General features: G+C 27.6%; 12 protein-coding genes and 5 tRNA genes. 16 read left to right on the top strand and 1 reads right to left on the bottom strand.

All coding sequences use genetic code 11. From position 1 onward, the window contains the following. The first annotated feature begins 160 nt into the window (after positions 1-160). A complete protein-coding gene (locus NJU99_RS05755; RefSeq protein WP_254577772.1) occupies positions 161-772 on the top strand; it encodes a cupin domain-containing protein in 612 nt (203 codons plus the stop codon). A gap of 134 nt (positions 773-906) precedes the next feature. Here the strand turns inward: NJU99_RS05755 and NJU99_RS05750 are convergent. Beyond that, a tRNA-Sec gene (locus tag NJU99_RS05750) sits at positions 907-1,005 on the bottom strand. A gap of 58 nt (positions 1,006-1,063) precedes the next feature. On the opposite strand from NJU99_RS05750, the gene selA reads away from it, so the two are divergent. From selA to NJU99_RS05675, 15 genes are all read left to right on the top strand, one after another. Further along, positions 1,064-2,410: an L-seryl-tRNA(Sec) selenium transferase gene (gene selA, locus NJU99_RS05745; protein ID WP_254577771.1), complete on the top strand. Its 1,347-nt coding sequence runs from the start codon at positions 1,064-1,066 to the stop codon at positions 2,408-2,410. Next, complete coding sequence (gene selB, locus NJU99_RS05740; protein WP_254577770.1) at positions 2,410-4,239, top strand: selenocysteine-specific translation elongation factor; 1,830 nt, start codon at positions 2,410-2,412, stop codon at positions 4,237-4,239. Before selA ends, selB begins: the two co-directional genes overlap by 1 nt. Before the next feature lie 62 nt (positions 4,240-4,301). Further along, positions 4,302-4,847, top strand: coding sequence for a manganese efflux pump MntP (locus NJU99_RS05735; RefSeq protein WP_254577769.1), 546 nt, complete (start codon positions 4,302-4,304; stop codon positions 4,845-4,847). 5 nt (positions 4,848-4,852) lie between these two features. Further along, complete coding sequence (locus tag NJU99_RS05730) at positions 4,853-6,478, top strand: UvrD-helicase domain-containing protein (protein ID WP_254577768.1); 1,626 nt, start codon at positions 4,853-4,855, stop codon at positions 6,476-6,478. Further along, complete coding sequence (locus tag NJU99_RS05725) at positions 6,468-7,406, top strand: hypothetical protein (protein WP_254577767.1); 939 nt, start codon at positions 6,468-6,470, stop codon at positions 7,404-7,406. The genes NJU99_RS05730 and NJU99_RS05725 overlap by 11 nt, the downstream gene beginning before the upstream one ends. Next, positions 7,403-9,556: a hypothetical protein gene (locus tag NJU99_RS05720; RefSeq protein WP_254577766.1), complete on the top strand. Its 2,154-nt coding sequence runs from the start codon at positions 7,403-7,405 to the stop codon at positions 9,554-9,556. Before NJU99_RS05725 ends, NJU99_RS05720 begins: the two co-directional genes overlap by 4 nt. Before the next feature lie 29 nt (positions 9,557-9,585). Beyond that, the gene (locus NJU99_RS05715; RefSeq protein WP_254577765.1) at positions 9,586-10,335 is read left to right on the top strand and encodes a hypothetical protein; all 750 of its coding nucleotides are present in this window, start codon (positions 9,586-9,588) and stop codon (positions 10,333-10,335) included. Positions 10,336-10,450: 115 nt separating this feature from the next. Then, positions 10,451-10,525 (top strand) — tRNA-Gln (locus NJU99_RS05710). 26 nt (positions 10,526-10,551) lie between these two features. Further along, a tRNA-Tyr gene (locus NJU99_RS05705) sits at positions 10,552-10,636 on the top strand. 10 nt (positions 10,637-10,646) lie between these two features. Continuing rightward, a tRNA-Phe gene (locus tag NJU99_RS05700) sits at positions 10,647-10,722 on the top strand. A 23-nt stretch (positions 10,723-10,745) separates the two neighbouring features. Continuing rightward, a tRNA-Leu gene (locus NJU99_RS05695) sits at positions 10,746-10,832 on the top strand. A 142-nt stretch (positions 10,833-10,974) separates the two neighbouring features. Then, complete coding sequence (locus NJU99_RS05690; protein ID WP_254577764.1) at positions 10,975-13,152, top strand: PAS domain-containing protein; 2,178 nt, start codon at positions 10,975-10,977, stop codon at positions 13,150-13,152. A 61-nt stretch (positions 13,153-13,213) separates the two neighbouring features. Beyond that, a complete protein-coding gene (locus tag NJU99_RS05685; RefSeq protein WP_254577763.1) occupies positions 13,214-14,257 on the top strand; it encodes an HD domain-containing phosphohydrolase in 1,044 nt (347 codons plus the stop codon). Further along, positions 14,258-17,278 (top strand): ATP-binding protein, encoded by a 3,021-nt coding sequence (locus NJU99_RS05680; RefSeq protein WP_254577762.1) that lies wholly within the window; start codon positions 14,258-14,260, stop codon positions 17,276-17,278. 1 nt (position 17,279) lies between these two features. Further along, positions 17,280-21,065: an ATP-binding protein gene (locus NJU99_RS05675; protein ID WP_254577761.1), complete on the top strand. Its 3,786-nt coding sequence runs from the start codon at positions 17,280-17,282 to the stop codon at positions 21,063-21,065.

Genomic DNA, 21,065 nt, shown 5'->3' with positions numbered 1-21,065 from the left:
GGCTCTTGAAATTATTTTTATTATAAAAATAAAAACAAAATTTTTATCAATTAATTCTCTGTATATTTTCTAATCAAAATTTATATTTTTTAGTCTTTTATTTACAAGCTAAGGAAATAAAGATTAAAATACAACAACGATATAAATTCTTAGGATTAACATGAATAGTGACTATGAAAAAAAAGCTTTAATAGATACAAACAATCTAGAATGGCAAATAGATACTCAAAATGTATTTAAAAAAGTTTTATCAACAAAAGATGAAGAAGAAACATCTCTAATCAAACTACAAAAAAACTCTAGCTTAAATCAAGAAACAAAAATAAATAGTGTAGAAGTATTTGTTCTTGAAGGTACATACATAAACCAATATGGAAAATTTCTTAAAGGAACTTATCTCAAACTAAGTAAGGAAAATGAATCTTTAGTAAAAACAGATGATAACTGTGTATTTTTTAGAAAGACAAATCATTTTTCTGATGAACAAAAAATCATTATTGATACTGAAACCTCAGAATGGTTAGAAGGACAAGGCAATCTAAAAGTAATGCCTCTTGATGTTCAAACAGCACTAGTTAAATGGCCAAAAGATGAAAAGTTTATTCCTCATAAACACTGGGGAGGTGAAGAAATACTTGTGCTAGAAGGTATATTTATGGATGAATATGGAAACTATCCAAAAGGTTCTTGGATAAGAAGTCCTCATTTAAGTGAGCATTTTCCCTTTGTAAAAGAAGAAACTATTATCTTTGTAAAAACTGGACATTTATAGAAAAGCATATTTTGACAAAAAGTAAAATAAATTTTACCATTTTATTAAGTTAAAATGAATTATATATTAGATAAAATCTCTGAATTATTTTGTAAGAAAGTATGATTTTAAGGGGAGTATAGCCATTTAAATAATGGCGAGAAGGTGTAGGAATCGAACCTACCGAGGCGCGTACACACGAACCTCCGATCAGGGTTGAAGCCTGCGGTGTCCACCAGGATCACATACCCCCCGCTTAAAAGAATTGAAATCTTACAGCATTTTATTTTAAAACTATCTGAAAGGGTAAATATGGGTTTACTTAAGAACCTTCCAAAGGTTGACAAGTTTGTCAACAACAAAGCTTTTGAAGAGCTTTCAAAACAGTTGATTACAAGTATCAGTAAAGATACTATAAATCAGTATAGACAAGATATCTTAGATGAAAAAATCCAAGATTTCACACAAGATGATATTATAAATGATGTACTTAAAAAGTACCAAGACATCACAAAACCTTCACTTCAAAAAGTTATAAATGCTACAGGTATTATCGTACATACAAACTTAGGTAGGTCTTTGATAAATCCAGATAGTTTTGATAGAGCAAAAAAAGTTGCTACTTCATACAACAACTTAGAGTATTCTCTTCAAGAGGGAAAAAGAGGTGAAAGATATGAGCATATAGTATCTACTCTTCAAGCTCTTACAGGTTGTGAAGATGCAGTTGTTGTAAACAACAATGCTAGTGCTGTATTTTTGATACTAAATACTTTTGCTAAAAACAAAGAGGTAGTTGTAAGTCGTGGTGAGCTTGTGGAAATTGGTGGAAGTTTTAGAGTTCCTGAGGTTATGAGCCAAAGTGGTGCAAAACTAAAAGAGATAGGTACTACAAACAAAACTCACCTTAGAGACTATGAAAATGCTATTGATGAAGATACATCTATGCTTATGAAAGTTCATAAGTCAAACTACTCTATTGAAGGTTTTACATCAGAAGTTTCTTATGAAGAGATCATAAAAGTAGCCCAAGAACATGATGTGATAGACTACTATGACATGGGGAGTGGTCATATGATAGATTTACCTTACAATCTTGACTTAAGTGAACCATCACTTATAAAATATATGAAACATAAACCAAGCTTACTTAGTTTCTCAGGAGATAAACTTTTAGGTTCAGTTCAAGCTGGTATCATAGTTGGTAAAAAAGAGCTAATAGCAAAAATCAAAAAAAACCAACTTCTAAGAATGCTAAGAGTTGATAAAATCACTTTAGCAATACTTGAAGACAATCTTACTTCGTATCTAAAAGGTCAAACACAAGACATTCCTACTTTAAAGATGTTACATGAAGATGTTAAGACTTTAGAGCAAAGAGCAAATACTCTAAAACAAAGTATAGAAGATATTTGTAAGTGTGAAGTTATAAAAACACAATCTTTAATAGGTGGAGGAACTACTCCAAACAAAAAGATACCAACAATTGCCCTTACTTTAGAATACAAAGACTATAAAGCAAACAAAATAGAAAAACTTCTTAGAAAACAAAACTTGATAATAAGAATAGAAAATGAAAAAGTTCTAATTGATTTTAGAAGTATTCAAGAACATGAAATAAAAGAAATACAAGAGATTATAAGAGGAGTTTTTAACTAATGTCAAATATTATTATAGGAACAGCAGGACATATTGACCATGGGAAAACTGCTTTAATCAAAGCTTTAAACGGCTATGAAGGTGACTCTACAAAAGAGGAACAACAAAGAGGTATCACTATTGATTTATCTTTTTCAAATCTTTCTAAAGGTCAACAAAACATAGCATTTATTGATGTGCCAGGACATGAAAAACTTATCAAAAATATGATTGCAGGTGCTTTTGGATTTAACTGCGTTATGTTTGCTATTAGTGCCCAAGAAGGTATCATGCCACAAACTGTTGAGCATATTGAGATTATCAATCTTTTGGGTATTAAAGATGTAGTTATTGTGATAACGAAAAAAGACTTAGTATCACAAGATGAGTTAGAGAAACAAGAAAAAAGAATAGAAGAGTTTTTTTCAGAGTATGATTTTGATATAAATTTTATTCAAGCTGTATCTGTTTTTGAGCCTGATTCAATAGAGACTTTAAAAGATAAACTTTTTAGTATAAAAAACAAAGCAAAAAAAGAAGAAAACTTCTTTAGGTATTATGTAGATAGAGTGTTCTCTCCAAAAGGTATAGGTACTGTTGTAACTGGTACAGTTTTAGGGAAACCTTGTGAATTAAATGAAAAAGTTTTTTTATGTCAAAGTGAAAAACAAATCAAAATAAAAAACATCCAAGTTCATAATGAAAATGCCATTGAAGCAAACATCTCAAACAGAGCTGCTTTAAACTTACAAGGTATAAATGCAAATTCTATTCAAAAAGGTGATTTACTTAGTAAAAAAGGCTTTTTAAGAGGCTTTGATATGATTGATATTTCTTTTAATACTTTAAAACAAAAAGAGTTAAAACACAATCAAAAATATACACTTTTCATAGGTTCTAAAAAGCTTGAAGTTAGGGTTTTACTTTTTGATTCTACGACTAGTTTAAAAGAAGGCTTTGCTACTATAAAAGCTGATGAAAAACTATATACTATTTTTGGTGAAAAGATTATCCTAAGATTAGGAAATGACACTATTGCAGGTGGAAAGGTTCTAAATCCTATCGCAGATCCTATGAAAAAAAACCAAAAAAGAGAACTTTTAGAAGCTCTAAAAGAAGAGAACTTTACTTATGCTTATAAAAAACTTCTTGAAGCCCATAAAAAAGGTTTAGGTCTTATTTCATCTTCACAAAGATTTGCTTTAAGCCATGAAGAGGCAATCGAGTTTGCTAATAATTTAGAAAATGTATATATAGATAAAGAAGAACTTACGATTTATCCTATTGAAACAAAACAAGTTATTATTGACTTTATCAAAGAGATTTATACAAAAAACAAATACGCCCTACTTTCACCAGCTTCTATAAATCTTAGAATCAAATGGGCAAGTGAAAGCTTCATCGAAGATGCTTTAACACACTTAGTTGATGAAGGATTTTTAGTTAAAAACAACAAACTTTATAAAAGTAAAGATATAGAAGAAGACTATGAAGACAAACTAAAAAATATAGTTTTAGAAAGACTTAAAAAAGAGCATATCACACCAACTGCTCCTTATAATATCTATGATGATTTAGACTTAGATAGAAAACTTGGAGATAATATACTTAAGTTTTTAACTTCAAAAAAACTTGTAATTAGACTTCAACATAATCTTTTTATTCATAGTGAAAGTCTAGATAGTATAGTAAGACAAATGAAAAGTATAATCCAAGAAGATGGCTTTATTGAAATTTCAAATTTCAAAGAAAGACACCCTTTAAGTAGAAAATATCTTATTACTTACCTTGATTACTTAGACAACTTCTCAAATATTAAAAAAGACGGAAATAAAAGAGTTTTAACCTAGCTAACACTGCTTTAATTATAAAATAAGTACAATTCCAATCTTAATAAAATTTAGGATAAAAAATGGAACTTGTACTTATTGCAATTGCATTAGCTATGGATAGTGTTGCAGTATCTATAGCTAGTGGAAGTAAATATAAAAATATAAACTTTTCAAACACTATAAAAATAGCAGCTTTTTTTGGTATCGCTCAGGGTATGATGCCTTTAATTGGATACTATTTAGGTGCTTTATTTGCAGATTTTGTGGATAGCATAGATCACTATATAGCCTTTGTAATTTTAGTATTTTTAGGTTATAAGATGATACAAGAAGCAAGGCAAGATGACTTTGAAGATGAAGTAAAAGATTTAAAAACCAAAACACTTTTTATTTTAGCAGTTGCCACATCTATTGATGCACTTGCTGTTGGTGTTACGTTCTCTTTTTCTAATACTGATATTTTTTATGCAGTAATCCTAATCACACTTATAACTTTTGCTTTATGTATAGTTGCTGTTTATGTGGGTAAATACTTAGGTGGTTACTTAGAAGATAAAGCAGAGTATTTAGGTGGTTTTATTTTAATAGCTTTAGGATTTAAAATATTGATAGAGGGATTAGCTTAATATAAATGAATTATACAAAAGAACAAGAAGAGATTATAAACTCAAAAGAGCCATCTTTTAAAATAAATGCTGTTGCAGGAAGTGGTAAAACCACTACACTTTTAGAGTACGCAAAACAAAATAGACATCTAAAAATTTTATATCTAGCATACAACAAATCTCTTCAACAAACCATTCAAAAAAAGCTAAGTGAATATGAACTATCAAACATGAGTATAAGTACCATTCACTCTCTTGCTTACAATAAAATAGAAGCATATAGATACACTCTTGCCCATGATTTAAAAGTACAAGTAATTGAGAGAGTTTTATGCTCTTTTGAGCAAACAGTAAACCAAAGAAACAACTACTACCCTATTCCTGAGTATATTGCGCTTATGAAAGACTTAGTAAACTTTTATTGTAATAGTTCATTGATAGCACTTGATTTAAAACTAATAGAAAACTATAAAAAACAATCTGATTTAAGCGCTAAGATTTTGGAGCTTATAAACAAAGATACTTCAAGGGTTTTAGCCCACCTAAAACACATCTTATCATCTATGAAAAACAAACAAATAGATGCAACCCATGACTTTTATCTAAAGATGTTTTACCTAAATAAAAAAATCAGTTCAAACCTTGGATATGACTTGATTTTAGTAGATGAAGCCCAAGATATTTCAGATGTGATGATAGGAATAGTTGAATCACAAAACTGTAGAAGGGTTTATGTAGGGGATTCTTTTCAGCAAATATACTCTTTTAGATACGCCATAAATGCCTTAAATAAAATAGATTTACCAAGTTACAATCTTACAAAAAGTTTTAGATTTTCAGATGAATACGCAAAAGACTTACAAAGAAGAATCAATAGCCTTTATGAAAAAAATAGTACCAAACCTTTAAGTATTTCAGGTATTGATTCAAAAACTTCTTTTCATAGAAACTGTATTGATGAGGATAAACAATATACTATTATTGCAAGATCAACCTTTGGTCTTATGCAAGAGTTAGTACAGCATATTCACTCAGATAAAAAGTTTTACTTTGAGGGTGGATATAACTCTTATTCATTTATGAATCAGACTGTTTACTCTATTTTTTATCTAAAAGAGAAAAAAAACGACAAAGTTACACTAGATGAAATCAAAGACTTTGAATCAATCTATGAGTTAGAACAGTTTGCAAAAGATACAAAAAACCAAGACTATTTAAATATTATAAAGTTTATCAATACCTATGGAGATAATATCTTTGATATAAACAAAAAAATCAAAGATAGACTTACCACAAAAAAAGAAGAAGCCGATATTATTTTCACAACAACTCATAAATCAAAAGGTTTAGAGTATGAACAAGTTTTGATGACAAATGACTTTATTACAAAAAAAGAGATTAGTAATCCCAAAAGTAAACTATCTTATCTTAGAATAAATGAAGAGTTAAACATCTACTATGTGGCAGCTACAAGAGTAAAAAAAGCCATCGATTTAGCCTCTTTAAACCTTGACTATACTTACAAAGAAGGTGATGCCGTAAGTTCAATAGCAAAACCTAGATATGCTAAAAAAACAAGTGATAAAAAAATGAAAAATCTACAAGAAGAATGGCTTAAAAAAAATAGAGTAAAAAAAGTCGATGCCTTCTAAATTACTGATATTAATAGCTGTTTTGATAGCTATTGTATGTTCATATTTTATATTCACTCAAAAGCCTAAAATAGAAGTATCTTTTTATCATTGGAAAAATAGCTTCAAAGAAGAGAATGTAAAAGAAAAACTTTATATAAAAGTCTTAGATATCTCATACTCAAAAAAATTAGAGTTTGAAAAAACAAGATTTATAAAGAAAGCACCAAAAAAGTTCATCCCTACAGTTTATATCACAAACGAAGCTATGAAAAATATAAACTACAAAAACATAAGTAAACTTATATTGGAGCAAACAAAAGCTTATGATTTTTCTGAGCTTCAAATAGATTGCGACTGGTCACTTTTAAATAAAGCAAACTATTTTGATTTATTAAAAGAGCTAAAAACTAAATCTAATAAAAAACTAAGTGTTACAATAAGACTTCATCAAATAAAATACTATGCAAAAACAGGAGTACCACCTGTTGATTATGGTGTTTTGATGTACTACAATATGTCAAGTATCACAGATATAAACACTAAAAATTCTATTTTAGATAATATTATTGCTAAAAAATACCACTATAACTTTGATGAATATCCTCTAAGACTTAAACTTGCACTTCCTTTATATAATCAAGCCATTAGATTTAGAGGAAATATGCCTTTAGATATATTTGAAGGCTTAAAAGAAGAGAACTTTAAAGAGAACTTTAGCAAAATAGATACAAACTTTTATAGAGCTAAAAAAAGTATGTATTTTCAAAAAAAGTACATATACAAAGGTGATATTTTTAGGTTTGAGCAAAGCTTAGAAAAAGATTTGGCTATAGCTATAAATGACTTTTTTTCATTAGCCAAAAAGCCTTTTAATGAAATCATTTTCTATAGATACTCTTATAAAAATAGATATAATTTAAACCATCTAATCAAGGATAATTTATGATTTTGAAAATACTTTCTTTTATTTTACTTTTTACGACAAGTCTTTTTGCTTGTGCTTCTGGCTGGAGTTTTCATGATAAACAATTTGTATTTTTAGAGCAAAGAGAACTTCCATTTTCTAATAATTCAGGAAACCTAAAAGACTCAGCTATCTACAATCAAATTCATTGGGATTATGAAAAAAGAAATAAACAAGCCAACTTAAAAGAGTGGCAAAATCAGTTTAAAAACAGTCTTACTTTAGAGCAAATTGAAAAAATAGTATATAAAAGAGAAAGCCTAAACCTTATAAAAAATCAAGAGGTTTTAGACTATCTAAACCTTGTAGAAAAACAAGAATCTTTAGTAGTTCCTCACTACTATTACTACAAAAAGAAAAAAGAAAAACTAGACCCACAAGTTTTAATAAACCAAGCTTTAAAAAAAATAGACGAAGTAGACTCTGAGTATTTAAAACTAAGATATTTTTATTTAGCTCTTAGACTGACTCACTATAAAAATATGAATGCTTTAGAAGTTTTTGAAAACTATAAATATCTTTTAGACAGCAAGTCTAAAACTATTGTAAAAGACTGGATTGAAGCATTATATGCTGGGATTTTAATAAAAGACAAACAAATAGCATTAGGTGTTTATAACTTTACAAAACTCTTTGATAAATCAAAAATAAACTGGCAATTAAGCTTTTATAACTTCTATCATATAAACACAAATGAACTTTGGGAAGAGCTAAAAAGTTTAGCAAAATCAGAAGAAGAAAAAGAGAAGTTTATAACTCTTAGAGCCTTAAATGCAAATGCAAACACACTAATAGAGCTTCAAAATCTATATGAATTAAATCCTAATTCTAAATGGTTTGACTTTTTGCTTTATAGACAGCTTTTAAATACTCAACACTTTTTTGATGAACATACTTTATATGAAAGAGATTTTCAAATAAAAGAGTATATTAACTTTTTAGAGTCTATTTCAAAAGATGATATGTATTTGATTGATTTATCATTATCATACTTTTATTTATATGATGGAAACATCAAAAAAGCTCAAGAGTTTTCAGAAAAACTACTAAAAACAAATAGCAATCATGAAACAAGAACTTTAAATTATTTAATATATTTAAATAGTCTAAAAAAAGTAAATTTAGAAGATGAAAATATTATTTATAAAAAAATGTCACAACTTTTAAAAGAACACGAAGGTAAATGTTTGAATACTGATTCTATTCATAACTATACTTTCAAAAAACTAGAAAAGCTTTATAAAGCCCAAAATGATGAGTTAAAAATGATTTTAAGTGCAAGTGTAAACTATTTAAGACCAACTATTTTTGACTTAAAAAGCTTAGAAGAGTTTAAAGCCTTTATAAATAAAAAGCCCCAAACAAAACTTGAAGAGTACTTTATAAAACAGCATAAAAAAAGAGCTTATATTTTAGAAGAAAAAGAGAGTTTTGTCTTATCAAAAAATCTAAAAGATACAAATACAAAACTACTTATAAATAATCTGCAATTTAGAAAAGCTCTTAATATAAATGCAAATATTTTAAATGAAAAAATCAGATTTAATCCATTTAATGTAAATATCAAAGGAAATAATAGAGAAGGTAAACAATACACTTATACAACTAAGCAGTTTCTAGAAAAAACACTAGAAATAAAAAAGCAAATAGATTTAAACCCAAAGAGTGTCATGGATAACTATTTATATGCAAACGCCTTATATAACTTAAGTTATTTTGGAAACTCAAATAGTTTAACAACTGTTTATAGAAGTGTTTATTCTTTCAAAGAAAAGAATTTGGAAGAGAAAAAAATAAATTTATCAATAAAACACTATAAAAAAGCTTTAAAATACGCAAAAAACAAAGAATTTAGAGCAAAAATAGTTTATATGTTAGCAAAATCAGAACTAGCCTCTTTTGATATAAAATTCTCTAAAAAAAGAGAACCTTACTATATAGCAGCCAAAGAAAGCTATGAGCCTGAAAGATTTTGGGTATACTCAAAATCAAAAATCTATAAAAAATATCTAGAAAATGGCTATGGTGAGTTTTTTGAAAAATTAGACAAAGAGTATTCTAATACAAAATACTATGAGGAACTAATCAAAGAGTGTGCTAACCTAAGAATATATAAAAAAGAAATTAGATAACATTCAAACATAAATAAATAAGGAAAAAAATGCAATATTTTGGAACATTTGAGACTAAATATGAAGAAGTTTTTTTAACTTCAAGCTATATGTATTTCAACTATGATGAAGATGATATCATCACAGTAAAAGACTTAAAGCAGAAAATTAAAACAAACAAAGATAGAAAGAAAAATATTATAGGTACAGTTTACTTATATAATCCAATTGTAACTCCTGTAGGTTATGATTCAAATAAGTACCTTTTAGAGCAAGACTTTGATCAATGGGGTGATTTTGTAGAAATAAAAGGTGAAAACTATATCACTATCTTTAAACAAGCTATGAAAGAGAAATGTAAAGGTAAAATTGTAGAGTTCAAAAACTTATTTAACTTAGTTGAATCAAATATTGATGCTTCTTCGCTTCTTATGAAGTTTAATTCAGATTTAGAAAAATACAATTCTTTCCAAAACACAGAGTTTGATAGAGATATTATGTATTTAGATGCTGCGAATTTAATACCAAACGGAAAGTTTGTATTTTTTGCATGGGGAGATAAGATAAGTCAAAAAGAATTCCCTTATATAAATGATTATGCAAAGCTATTATATGAAAATGTTTTAAAACTTGGAAAGAAAGAAGCCTTTGTTTTTAAAGAAGAAAAAACAAAAGAAGGTGCAATTGAGTACTTACAATTCTCAAATCCAATGCAAAATATCAAAAATAAGAACACAATAAGTGAAGCAATCAAGAAATCTTTTGAAGAATTCCCACCTGTTGCAACACCTTATAAGTAAAAAAGATTATATAAAAATAGTCTTTTTTACTTATTTCGAAAAAAAATTAAATTTTGAAATAATTTCAGGTTATTTTAATAAACAACCTATTATAATTTCACCCACTTAAACGGAATGGGGTATCGCCAAGTGGTAAGGCAACGGTTTTTGGTATCGTTATTCGGGGGTTCGAATCCCTCTACCCCATCCACTAAGTATGTTATTTTATATCTCAATGGTGAGGTTGGAGAGTGGTCAAATCCTGCGGATTGTAAATCCGCCGCCTACGGCTTCGAAGGTTCGAATCCTTCCCTCACCACCACTTAAGTAATGGTTCGATAGCTCAGTCGGTAGAGCAAAGGATTGAAAATCCTTGTGTCGGCAGTTCGATTCTGCCTCGAACCACCACTTAAAAATATTATACACTGTGTGCGAGTGTGGCGGAATAGGTAGACGCGTGGGACTTAAAATCCCATTCCGGTTTCGGAGTGTGAGTTCGATTCTCACCATTCGCACCACCTTTTAAATAATCAAAACAAAACAATCAAAAACTTTAATTTTAACTTTATAATCTCAAGTATTTAACTACACTTTTATTAAACTATGATAAAATAGTATATTAAAATAATTTATTATAAAGTGACTCTTACTATGACTTCCTTGGATAACATTAACAATATTATCGAAAGCCAATTTTTTAACAACTGCCCTACTTCAGCAATAGTTTTTGAAGACAAAGATTTAAAAAAAATAGTAAACGTATCAGCAAATATAAAAACACTAACATCTTATGATAAAAATGAATTTCTATTAAATAATATTTTATTTCAAAACCTTATTGAAAAAAGTGATTTAGAAGAAATTTTAAAAGTATTTTCCACAAATACAAATAACAACTTTGAACTTCCAATATTTACAATAACTGATAAAAAAAAGAAACATAAACATATAAAAGCAAATGCAAATATTGAAAATGGCTTTTATGTTTTATTTTTAAATGATATTACAAATGAGTATAAAGCAAAAAAAGCAAATAACATAGATTCTGTTCTGTATCTTCTTCCTGACTTACTTTGGATGAAAGATAAAGATGGAACTTATCTTAATTGTAATAAAAAATTTGAAGAGTTTTTTGGAGCAAAAAAAGAACAAATTATAGGAAAAACCGACTATGATTTTGTAGATAAACAGTTAGGTGACTTTTTTAGGAAGCATGACTTAGAGGCTATGAATAGCAATATTCCCGTATCAAACTTTGAAGAGTTAACATTTTCAAATGATAAGCATAAAGAGTATTGCCTTACAATCAAAACAAAAATGCTAGATGAAAACAATGAATTATCTGGTATTTTAGGAATAGCTAGAGATATAAGTGAAATAAAAAAATTACAAGACACTTTAGAAGCAGAAAAAGTAAAATATAAAAAACTTTTAGAACAATCCTCTGATGCTATTTTTATAGTTGATGAAAATGCAAAAGTTATTGAGGTAAGTAAAGAATTTTGTAAAGTACTGGGTTATACAAAAAAAGAAGCTTTAAATCTTTATGTTTGGGATTTTGAAGCAATTCACAAAAAAGAGCAAATAAAAGAAAATATAAAAAAAGATTTAAAAAGCCCAATGGGTTTTGAGTCTAAATATATCACAAAAGATGGCTTACTGATTGATGTATCAATTAAAATTACTAGTATAAAAATTAATCATAAAGCATATACCTATAGTTCGTTTAGAGATATTACAAAAGAAAAAGAACTTCAAGATAAAATATTAAAACAAAAAAATGAATTTGAATCAATATTTAACTACTCTCAAGATAGTATTGTGATTATTGATTTTAACTTTAAAATTTTAAATTTCAATGATGCTTTCATAAAATTAACTACATATGAAAAAGAAGAGATAAATAACTTATGTTATATAGACTTAATTATAAAAGAAGATAAAACTAAATTTTTAAATGCTATACATAATGCTTCAAAACTTGGACATAGTGAATACTTTGAAAAAAGTATTCTAGTAAAAGAGAATAGACGAATAATAGTTAGCATTTGTATCTCTTCCTTACCAAATAAAGATAATTTTTTACTAACAATAAAAGACATTACAAGTAAAAAAACCTTAGAAAAACAATCTAAACTAGCTTCCATGGGAGAAATGATAGGTAATATTGCCCATCAATGGAGACAACCTTTAAGTGTTATAACTATGAATGCAAGTGGCTTAAAACTTCAATCACAACTAAACACTTTGGAACAAAAAGATATTGATACTTGTGTAGATAGTATTATGAAACAAGCAAAATACCTTTCAAATACAATTGACAACTTTAGAAACTTTATTAAAGGCAATAAAGATGAGATAATACAAGTATCAATTAAAGAAGTTATTGAAGATACTCTAACTTTAGTTCAGGCATCTCTTAAAAACAACTATATTCAAGCTATATTAGATATTGATGATTATAAAATTTATGGAAATAAAAATGAACTAATTGAAGCTTTTATAAATATCATAAATAATAGTAAAGATGCTCTAAAACAAAATGTAAAAAATGAAAGTGATAGATTTATTTTTATAAAGACAGTTAAACATAAAAATGAACTTGAACTTTTGATTTACGATAGTGCCCTTGGGATTCCTGATAATATCATAGATAAAATATTTGAACCCTACTTTACTACAAAACATAAATCAAACGGTACAGGCTTAGGCCTTGCCATAGTTGACAGAGTCTTAAGGCAAAGACATAATGCACAAATTAATGTATTTAATAAAGAATTTGTATATAATAATATAACTTATAAAGGTTGCTGTTTTAGTATAGTTTTTAAAGAATAAAAATTGATACTATTAAAATACTATTTTTATATATACTTTAAAAGTAGATAAAAGGATTAACTTGAAACTAGAAGATATGAAGATTATTTCTATTGATGATAATGAAAACAATTTATTTTTAATCGAAGCTTTTTGTAATGATATGGGGCTTAATATAAAAAGCTTCTCTGAGCCATTAGATGCACTTTTGCATGTATTAAATAATCCTGTTGACATGATACTAATAGATTATATGATGCCTCAACTAAATGGTCTTGATTTTATTAAAGAGTTTAGAAAGAATAATACAAAAGTGCCTATAATTATGATTACAGCAGCAAATGACCAAGATATACATAATGATGCTTTTCAAGCAGGGGCTAATGACTTTTTAAATAAACCAGTAAATGCAACTTTATTTAAAGCAAGAGTTTTAAACTTACTAAATTTATATAAAAATACTCTTTTGATTGAAGATAAAGCTAAACTTTTAGAAGAAGAAGTAGTAATTGCAACAAAAGAGCTTATTGAAAGAGAACATGAAACACTAAGTATTTTAGGTAAAACAGCAGAATACAAAGACCCAGAAACAGCTTCACATGTATCAAGAGTTGCACACTATTCTAAAATGCTAGCAAGAGAGTATGGATTAAGCCCAAAAGAGCAGGATATTATTTACTATGCTTCACCTTTCCATGATTTAGGAAAAGTAGGAATTGAAGATGATATTTTATTAAAACCTGGAAGATTAGATAAAGAAGAGTTTGATGTTATGAAAACACATGCTCACATTGGTTATGAAATACTAAAAGACTCTAAAAGTGAATATCTTCAAGCAGGTGCTACTATTGCTATTAATCATCATGAAAAGTATGATGGCTCTGGTTACCCAAAGGGTTTAAAAGGTGAAGATATTCATATTTATGGAAGAATAGTCGCTGTTGTTGATGTATTTGATGCTTTAACATCTCATAGACCATATAAAAAAGCCTGGACTTTTGAGGATGCTTTGAATCTTTTAATAGAAGAAAAAGGTAAACATTTTGATCCAAAAGTTGTTGAACTTTTTGTTGAGAATATTGACGAAGTAAAAAATATCTATAACTCATTTCAAGAAGAAAACTAAATGAATTTAAGCAAAAAAATTTTAAGTCCTTTTATTAATCCCTTTACTGGTCCAATTTTTGTAATTACTATAATACTTACTGTATCTATGGTTTTTATTATTCCAAAGTATACAAATGCAAACAATAAAACTCAAATGGAAGAAAAAGCTTTAGAACTTATTGATAATTTAAAAAAAACTAGAGCTTACTATACGGAAAAAATAATAAGTAAAATTAAAGGTCATGAGAATATAAATATTAATTTTGATCACGAAACAAATACAAAAACTATTCCTCTACCTGCAACACTTTTACATGATTTGAGTTTGCTATTACCTAAGAATGAAATTGAAATTAAAATGTATAGTAATTATCCTTTTCCAAATAGAGAAAACAGAGTTCTAAAAGAACATGAAAAGATGACTCTTTCATATTTAGTGAATAACCCTTCTGAGATTTACACACAAGAAATTTCTTCTAATAGTACAAAAAAATACAAAGTTGCTATTGCTGATGTATTTACTGATATGTCTTGTGTAAATTGTCACAATACAAGAGCAGATACTCCTAAAAACAATTGGAAATTAGGTGATGTAAGAGGAGTTATTGAAGTTAGTATGCCATATAGAAATGAGTTTATTTTAACAACTCAACAAACTTTGATAATGGTTTCAATATTAATATTCTTTATTCTAATTTTAGCGATTCACTATAATATCATTTCAGAAAAAAATGAAAAGCAACATAAAGAAGCAAAAGAAACACTAGAATCAGAAGTAGAAAATAGAACTCAAGATTTAAGAAATGCTAATAAGCTTTTAAACCAATATAAAAGAGCCGTTGACTTAAGTGCCATAGTATCAAAGACAGACAAGAATGGAAAAATTACATATGTAAATGATGCCTTTATTAAAATATCTAAATATACGCAAGAAGAATTAATAGGTGAGAATCACAATATAGTAAGACATCCTGATATGCCAACTAGTCTATTTGAAGAAGTATGGAATACAATTTTAAGTAAACAAATATGGAAAGGACAGATAAAGAATAAAGATAAAGAAGGAAAAGATTACTATGTAAATACTACTATTGTTCCTATCTTAAATTACGAAAATGAAATAGAAGAGTTCTTGGCTATTAGACTTGATATTACTGATGTAATAATCTCTCAAATCAAAGCACAAAAAGCAGATGAAGCGAAATCAACATTCCTAGCAAATATGAGTCATGAAATTAGAACCCCTTTAAATGCTATTATTGGTTTCTCTGACATCCTTTGCAAATCTAAATCTTTAGATATTCATGGAGTTAAGCAAGCTAGAATTATTCAATCTAGTGCTAACTCTTTATTATCTATTATTAATGACATCCTTGACATTTCTAAAATTGAAAGTGGTAATTTTGACATTACTATTGACAATACTGATTTATATTTTATCTCTGAGCATGTTATTGAGCTTTTCTCTAAAAATGCTATTGAAAAAAATCTTAAACTTATTTTTAACATTGACCATAGAATCCCTATGTGTATCTTAACTGATGGTGTTAGAGTAAGACAAGTTCTATCTAACCTTTTATCTAATGCTATTAAGTTTACTCCTCAGCATGGCAAGGTTGAACTTAATATCTCTTTACAAAGCATCTCTGATGGCAAAGCTACTATTAACTTTGAAATTAAAGATACTGGTATTGGTATTCCTGATGACAAGCTTGACAATGTTTTCAGACCTTTTATTCAAGTTGACCACAAGTCTACTAGGGAGTTTGAGGGTACTGGTTTAGGTCTAAGTATTTGTTCTCATATTATTGAGGCTTTAGGTTCTAAAATTGGTATTAAAAGTTCTATTGGTTTAGGTACTTCTTTTTTCTTTGATTTAACATTTGATGTTTGTGACGATTCTATTCATACTAACAAAGAGTATTTACATCATTTAAATTTCAAGGTTGAGAATACTGACAATGATTTATATCATTACATTAAAAGGTATTTATCTATCTTTGGTACTATTAACATTAACAAATCTTCATCTAAAGATATTTACATCTTCAATTACAATAAAGATCATAATTTAGATGATTTTAGACAATTACACAAAGACAATCCTATCTTAATTTTATTTGAATATGAAGAAGACTTATCTAAGCTTATTTTAGAAGACAACGAGCAAGCATTATCTTTACCTTTTTATGCTTCTAAGGTTAATGATGCTTTACAGGAACTTCAGAAAAAAGCTGTTGATTCTATGCCTTCAATTAATGAAGACTCTTTATTGGAGTCTTTTAATGGAAACATTTTAGTTGCTGAGGACAATCTTGCTAATCAGGAGTTAATCTCTTATATTTTAGAAAGTTTCGGTCTTAATTATAATATCAAACCTAATGGGAAAGAAACTTTAGATGAGTTTATTTCTAAACCTGAGGCTTATGATTTAGTTTTAATGGATATTAACATGCCTATTATGGATGGTATTGAGGCATTTAATGCCATTAGAGAACATGAAAAGCAACATGCTTTAGGTACTATTCCTATTATTGCTTTAACTGCTAATGCAATTAAAGGTGACAGGGAAAGATTTTTAAACATTGGTATGAACGAGTATTTATCTAAGCCTGTTAATACTAATGAGTTAAAGTTTTTATTTGACAAATTTTTAAACAAAAAAGAAGCTATGCACTCTAAGCCATCTTTAGAGGAAAGTAATTTAAGCAAGAAGGAAGTTGTTGAGACTTTTGAGATTGACATTGACAAGGTTATTTCTAAGCTTGGGGTTTCTAAGAACATTGCTATTATGATTATTGAAAAGTTCAAAAAGGAAATTCACAAGGATTTAGATGAACTTCATTCTTTTATTCAAGACAATGACCATGAAAATATCTCTGCTAAGGCTCATTATATTAAAAACTCTTGTTTGAATCTTGCTTTAGATGACATTTGTCTTAATCTTCAATCTCTTGAAAATTCTATGGATTTATCTGTGAATGAAATTAATGACTGTTTTAACTATATAAGAAAACAACTTAGTAGCATAAAGGCCTAAAATGAAAAACTTCTCAATTAAAGTAAAACTAATACTTCTATTTATTTTAATAAAAGTGATTCCTTTACTTATAATTACTTATATTGCATACACAGGTGCTATTAAACTAGAAGAGTATCTTCAAAATAGTACAAGGTTTTTATTTAATCAAAATAAAGAGATTATAATGAATACTGCCAATGAATCAATTGAAGATAGTATTAAAAATTTAGATAAGAAGTCTCAATTAGCCATTGAAAGGCTATCTTTTGAAATTGCTCAAAAAGTAGCAGCTTTTTTGTATGAAAGAGATAAAGATATACTATTATTATCAAATTTAGAACTTAATAAAAATACTTTAGAAAGTTTTTATAACAATAAGACTAAAGAAATTATTCTTCATGAGGATTATATTTATGATGATAAGATAAATACTTGGAAAAGTACAAAACAACCCTCAAAAGAAAAATATGAACTACTTGAGGCAAGTATAAAAGATAATGAAAAAGAGTTTAATTATACAAACCCTATTAAATTTAGTAAGAAATCTATTCCACTTTATAAAGAAATAAACTATTTTGATTTAAAAGGAAATGAACTATATAAGGTTTCACAAATAAATCCTAATTTATTAAATATTTCAGAAAAACAAAACACTTATATAAACTCTGAGAGCTATTTCGAAAAAATTCAAAACCTGAAAAAAGGTGAGATATATGTATCAGAAGTAATTGGAGAACAACTACACACAAAAGTAATAGGAAACTTTAGTAAACAAAAAGCACAAAAAGCAAATATTTCTTTTAAGCCTGAAAATTATGCTTATGCAGGAAAAGAAAATCCTGTAGGTAAAAAGTTTGAAGGTATTATAAGATTTGTAACTCCAATTTATAAAGATGGCAAAAAAAGAGGATATATCTCACTTGCTTTGGATCATGAACATATTATGCAATTTACAGATACAATAAATCCTACTAGTAACAACCCTATTCAAAATATCTCTGATGCAAGCAATGGGAACTATGCTTTTATGTGGGATCATAAAGGGAAAAACATCTCTCACCCAAGAGACTATTTTATTGTAGGATATGATAAGAATACAGGTAAACCTGCTATGCCTTGGCTAAGTAGTGATACTGCAAAAAAATATTATAACTCAAATATAGAAATAAATGAATTTCTATCTTCATACCCTACTTTTGAAAATCAAAGTTTAAAGAAAAAACCAAATATAAAACAGTTAAAAGATAATGGAAATATTGGACTTGATTGTAGATATTTAAACTTTGCTCCTCAATGTAAAGGATGGATGCAAGTAACTGAAGATGGAGGTTATGGTTCATTTATTATCTATTGGAGTAAGGTATGGAAACTAACAACTGCTGCTACCATTCCATATTATACAGGTCAATATGCAAATTCAAAAAGAGGTTTTGGATTTGTAACAATTGGAGCAAATGTAGAAGAGTTTCATGCAGCGGCAAATGACACAAAAAGAAATATAAATAAAATATTAAGACATCAAACAGAACAAATGAAAGAAATAGTAGATGATAATACTTTTGAGGTAGAAACATTTATTAAATCTTTAATAAATGAACTTACAGTTCTTACTTTTATTATGATTATTTTTATAATAGCAGTTGCTATTTGGATGTCTAATTATATATCTTCTAAAATTGAAAAACTTCTTATTGGTACTAAAAAATTCGCAAACAATGATTTTGACTATAAAATAGAAGTAAAATCAAATGATGAAATAGGTAATCTAGAAAAGTCATTTAATGAAATGGCACATAAAATAAAAATATTATTAACTGAGCAAAAAGAGTTAAATATACACTTAGAAGAAAAAGTTGATAATAAAACTAAACAATTAGTTCAAATTAATCAATCTTTAGAAAAGCAAATAGAACAAAGAACACAAAGTCTTCAAAAGGCTTTAGAAAATACAAAAAAAGCCGATGAAGCGAAGTCAACATTCCTAGCAAATATGAGTCATGAAATTAGAACCCCTTTAAATGCTATTATTGGTTTCTCTGACATCCTTTGCAAATCTAAATCTTTAGATATTCATGGAGTTAAGCAAGCTAGAATTATTCAATCTAGTGCTAACTCTTTATTATCTATTATTAATGACATCCTTGACATTTCTAAAATTGAAAGTGGTAATTTTGACATTACTATTGACAATACTGATTTATATTTTATCTCTGAGCATGTTATTGAGCTTTTCTCTAAAAATGCTATTGAAAAAAATCTTAAACTTATTTTTAACATTGACCATAGAATCCCTATGTGTATCTTAACTGATGGTGTTAGAGTAAGACAAGTTCTATCTAACCTTTTATCTAATGCTATTAAGTTTACTCCTCAGCATGGCAAGGTTGAACTTAATATCTCTTTACAAAGCATCTCTGATGGCAAAGCTACTATTAACTTTGAAATTAAAGATACTGGTATTGGTATTCCTGATGACAAGCTTGACAATGTTTTCAGACCTTTTATTCAAGTTGACCACAAGTCTACTAGGGAGTTTGAGGGTACTGGTTTAGGTCTAAGTATTTGTTCTCATATTATTGAGGCTTTAGGTTCTAAAATTGGTATTAAAAGTTCTATTGGTTTAGGTACTTCTTTTTTCTTTGATTTAACATTTGATGTTTGTGACGATTCTATTCATACTAACAAAGAGTATTTACATCATTTAAATTTCAAGGTTGAGAATACTGACAATGATTTATATCATTACATTAAAAGGTATTTATCTATCTTTGGTACTATTAACATTAACAAATCTTCATCTAAAGATATTTACATCTTCAATTACAATAAAGATCATAATTTAGATGATTTTAGACAATTACACAAAGACAATCCTATCTTAATTTTATTTGAATATGAAGAAGACTTATCTAAGCTTATTTTAGAAGACAACGAGCAAGCATTATCTTTACCTTTTTATGCTTCTAAGGTTAATGATGCTTTACAGGAACTTCAGAAAAAAGCTGTTGATTCTATGCCTTCAATTAATGAAGACTCTTTATTGGAGTCTTTTAATGGAAACATTTTAGTTGCTGAGGACAATCTTGCTAATCAGGAGTTAATCTCTTATATTTTAGAAAGTTTCGGTCTTAATTATAATATCAAACCTAATGGGAAAGAAACTTTAGATGAGTTTATTTCTAAACCTGAGGCTTATGATTTAGTTTTAATGGATATTAACATGCCTATTATGGATGGTATTGAGGCATTTAATGCCATTAGAGAACATGAAAAGCAACATGCTTTAGGTACTATTCCTATTATTGCTTTAACTGCTAATGCAATTAAAGGTGACAGGGAAAGATTTTTAAACATTGGTATGAACGAGTATTTATCTAAGCCTGTTAATACTAATGAGTTAAAGTTTTTATTTGACAAATTTTTAAACAAAAAAGAAGCTATGCACTCTAAGCCATCTTTAGAGGAAAGTAATTTAAGCAAGAAGGAAGTTGTTGAGACTTTTGAGATTGACATTGACAAGGTTATTTCTAAGCTTGGGGTTTCTAAGAACATTGCTATTATGATTATTGAAAAGTTCAAAAAGGAAATTCACAAGGATTTAGATGAACTTCATTCTTTTATTCAAGACAATGACCATGAAAATATCTCTGCTAAGGCTCATTATATTAAAAACTCTTGTTTGAATCTTGCTTTAGATGACATTTGTCTTAATCTTCAATCTCTTGAAAGTTGTGAAGAGTTAAGCTCTTTAGAGATTCAAAAAATTTACAATAGTTTAAAAAATAAAATAAATTCACTAAAATAA

Origin of the sequence: Arcobacter roscoffensis, from assembly GCF_024267655.1 — a bacterium.
Taxonomy (GTDB): Bacteria; Campylobacterota; Campylobacteria; order Campylobacterales; family Arcobacteraceae; genus Arcobacter_B; species Arcobacter_B roscoffensis.
The sequence above is the reverse complement of the archived record's forward strand: the minus strand, read 5'-3'. Positions and strand labels throughout refer to the sequence as shown.